Genomic DNA, 3,182 nt, shown 5'->3' with positions numbered 1-3,182 from the left:
TGGGGCCTGCCGCGCAAGCGCGCCCTGCTGGTGGCCGAGGGTGCTTTGGGGTAGCCGACACCCAATTGCCCACCGGCTCGCTCGGCCAACATCGTCCGGCTTGGTAAACCGAGACGGGCAGCGCTGGGGCTCTCAGTCTGTCACGTTCACACCGCAGGCGGACGTACGCCGCCCCCCAGCGGGCCTTAGCAGACGGGCAACAGCCCCGCCGCCAGGATGCCGCTCCTTGGCAGCGCCCGATCCCTTCAGTCGGCCGTGGCCTCTTCCGGCTCGGCCGGCTCGGCGCGACGCACGTCCTTTTTCGGCAACGGCTGGATGTCGAGCTTGACTTGCGGCTCCTTGCCTTCGGCCGCCGTCTCGACGTCCACCGTCAGGCGGCCACCGTCGACCAGGCGGCCGAACAACAGTTCGTCGGCCAGCGCGCGGCGGATAGTGTCCTGAATCAACCGCTGCATCGGCCGCGCCCCCATCAGCGGGTCGAAACCCTTCCTGGCCAGGTGCTTGCGCAGCGCGTCGGTGAAGGTGACCTCCACCCGCTTTTCGGCCAACTGCTGCTCCAACTGCAGCAAGAACTTATCCACCACGCGCAGGATGACCTGCTCATCCAGCGGCTTGAAGCTGACGATGGCGTCGAGCCGGTTGCGGAACTCAGGTGTAAACAGCCGCTTGATGTCGGCCATCTCGTCGCCCGCCTGCCGCTGCGTCGTAAAGCCAATGGTGGACTTTTGCATCGTCTCGGCCCCCGCATTCGTCGTCATGATGATGATGACGTTGCGGAAATCGGCCTTGCGGCCGTTGTTGTCGGTCAGGGTCCCGTGGTCCATGACCTGCAGCAGCACGTTGAAAATATCCGGGTGCGCCTTTTCGATCTCGTCGAGCAACAGCACGCAATGCGGCTTCTTGGTGATGGCCTCGGTCAGCAACCCGCCCTGGTCGAATCCCACATAACCGGGCGGCGCGCCGATGAGGCGGCTGACCGCGTGGCGCTCCATGTACTCCGACATGTCAAAGCGCACCAGATCGATGCCCAGGATGTAGGCCAGCTGCTTGGCGGCCTCGGTCTTGCCGACGCCGGTGGGCCCGCTGAAGAGGAACGCGCCGATGGGCTTGTCCGGCTTGCCCAGGCCCGAACGCGCCATCTTCACCGCCGAGGCCAGCACCTCCAGCGCCTGATCCTGCCCGAACACCACCGCCTTCAAATCACGCTCCAGGTTCTGCAGCTTGCTGCGGTCGTCGCTGCTGACGGTAGCCGGCGGAATGCGAGCGATCTTGGCGACGATCTCCTCGATTTCGGCCTTGCCGATGGTTTTCTTGCGCTTGGAAGCCGGCGCCACGCGCTGCGCTGCGCCGGCCTCGTCGATGACGTCGATGGCCTTGTCCGGCAGGTGGCGGTCGGTGATGTATTTGGCCGACAGTTCGGCCGCCGCCTGCAGCGCGGCGGCCGCATACTTGACGTTGTGGTGCGCCTCGAAGCGCGACTTCAGGCCCTTGAGGATCTCCACCGTCTGCTCCACCGTCGGCTCTACCACGTCCACCTTCTGGAAGCGCCGCGACAGCGCCGCGTCCTTCTCGAAAATGCCGCGGTACTCGGTGAACGTGGTGGCACCGATGCACTTGAGCTGCCCGCTGGACAGCGCGGGCTTGAGCAGGTTGGACGCATCCAGCGTGCCACCTGAGGCCGCCCCGGCCCCGATGAGCGTGTGGATCTCGTCGATGAACAGAATGGCGTGCGGTCGGTCTTTCAGCGCTTTGAGCACGCCCTTGAGGCGCTGCTCGAAATCGCCGCGATACTTGGTGCCCGCCAGCAGCGCGCCCATGTCCAGCGAGTAGACGGTGGCGTCGGACAGCACCTCGGGCACCTCTTTTTGCACGATGCGCCACGCCAGCCCCTCGGCGATCGCCGTCTTGCCCACACCGGCTTCGCCGACCAACAACGGGTTGTTCTTGCGGCGGCGGCACAGAATCTGAATGACGCGCTCGACCTCGTAGTCACGGCCGATGAGCGGGTCGATCTTGCCGTCGCGCGCCAGCTGGTTCAGGTTCTGCGTGAACTGCTCCAGCACCGACGCCTTCTCGCCGCTCTTGGCCTCGCCGCCTTCGTCGGCCTCGCCGGACGGTCCCTCGGCGGGCTTAGCAGGCTCGGGCGTTTCGCCCTTGCGGATGCCGTGCGCGATGTAGTTGACCACATCCAGCCGCGTGATGCCCTGCTGGTGCAGGTAATACACGGCGTGCGAGTCCTTCTCGCCAAAGATGGCCACCAGCACATTGGCGCCGGTGACCTCCTTCTTGCCGTTGCCGGTGGACTGCACGTGCATGATGGCGCGCTGGATCACGCGCTGAAAGCCCAGCGTGGGCTGCGTGTCCACCTCCTCGGTGCCCGGCACCACCGGCGTGTTGTCCTTGATGAAGGTGGTCAGCGACTTGCGCAAATCGTCGATGTTGGCGTTGCACGCGCGCAGCACCTCCGCCGCGCTGGGGTTGTCCAGTAGCGCCAGCAGCAGGTGCTCGACGGTGATGAATTCGTGCCGCTGCTGCCGGGCCTCGACAAAGGCCATGTGCAAACTGACTTCAAGTTCTTGGGCAATCATGGGGCACTTCCTTCACTTCTGGGTTCCACTGTAGCGCAATGCGGGCACCGGCACCTTTGGGTATGTGGGGCAAACGCGGCGCTATTCAACCGGCTCGGCTATGCACTGCAGCGGATGCCCGGCGGCGCGTGCCGCCTGCGTGACCTGCTCCACCTTGGTGGTGGCGATGTCGCGCGTGTACACGCCGCACACGCCCCGCCCGTGCACATGCACCTTCAGCATGATCTGCGTGGCCGTCTCGCGGTCCTTGTTGAAAAACTCTTGCAGCACGCGCACGACGAACTCCATGGGCGTGAAGTCGTCGTTGAGCAGGACGACCTGATACATCTTCGGCGGTTGCACGCGCTGGCGGCGACGCTCCACCACCACCGCGTCGCCCGCGTCCGGCAGGCGCGGCGTCAAGTCGGGTTGTCGGGGTGTCGTGGCCATGGCAACATTCTGCAATAAATCCGACGCCCCCGCAGGGCGTGCGGTTGCGCCATTTATCGCTTCTGCGCTGGTTGCCCCAAAACGACACAGCCGCCTCGACGGGCGGCTGTGGTCTTCACCATGAATGCGACGCGGCATCGCCGACACTGGGGCGGCCGCTTACGT

At 65.4% G+C, this 3,182-nt stretch carries 2 protein-coding genes; both read right to left on the bottom strand.

The features are described from left to right. Positions 1 to 245: 245 nt before the first annotated feature. On the bottom strand, positions 246 to 2,588 hold the full coding sequence (clpA, locus tag V7Z54_RS09630) for an ATP-dependent Clp protease ATP-binding subunit ClpA (RefSeq protein ID WP_334136171.1): 2,343 nt from the start codon (positions 2,586 to 2,588) through the stop codon (positions 246 to 248). 81 nt (positions 2,589 to 2,669) lie between these two features. Next, entirely contained in the window at positions 2,670 to 3,017 is a 348-nt protein-coding gene (gene clpS, locus V7Z54_RS09625) for an ATP-dependent Clp protease adapter ClpS (RefSeq protein ID WP_334136169.1), read from the bottom strand. Positions 3,018 to 3,182 lie beyond the last annotated feature (165 nt).

Origin of the sequence: Tepidimonas sp. (genome assembly GCF_036824975.1) — a bacterium.
Classification (GTDB): domain Bacteria; phylum Pseudomonadota; class Gammaproteobacteria; order Burkholderiales; family Burkholderiaceae_C; genus Tepidimonas.
Note: the sequence above shows the minus strand (reverse complement) of the source record. Positions and strands in the feature narration are given on the sequence as shown.